Below are 517 nucleotides of genomic sequence, written 5' to 3'. Positions count from 1 at the left end.
CGCGCCCGCCGTGGCCGCGACCAGGATCGCGAGCGGGGGCACCGACGCGCGGCGCAGGGCCGCTGCCCCGAAACGACCCGCCGCCATCAGGCCCCAGAACGCGGAGGTGCCGAGCGCGGCCGCGGCCGGTTCGAGCGTGAGCACGCGCTCCGGGATCACGGCCGACCAGCCGGAGAGCACGGTCTCGACCCCCACGTAGAGCGGCAGGGCGAGCGCGAACGGCAGCAGCACCGCGAGCGACCGCACGTCACGCGGCGCCGGGGCTTTCGCGGCGACCGTCGGCACGGGCGCGACGAGCACCGACACGGTCACCAGCGGCACCGCGGCGAGAAGGGCCAGCAGCGGACGGGTGTGCGCTCCCAGCACCACCGCGAGCGGGGTGGCCGCGGCGCACACGGCGACCGTGCCCATCAGCGCGCTCAGCAGCCCGGTCGCGCTGCCCGTGCTCGCGGCCTTCGCGGCCACCGAGCCCGAGGCCTCCACGAGCCCGAAGCCGAACCCGGCCACGGCGGCGGCG

General features: G+C 78.1%; 1 protein-coding gene. It reads right to left on the bottom strand.

The features are described 5' to 3' along the window. The coding region (locus tag DW299_RS19290) for a hypothetical protein (RefSeq protein WP_205814430.1) at positions 1-517 on the bottom strand (517 nt) is incomplete at both ends.

Origin of the sequence: Microbacterium sp. K35 (assembly GCF_004794375.1) — a bacterium.
GTDB lineage: Bacteria > Actinomycetota > Actinomycetes > Actinomycetales > Microbacteriaceae > Microbacterium > Microbacterium sufflavum.
This window is presented reverse-complemented; position numbering and strand designations above follow the sequence as displayed.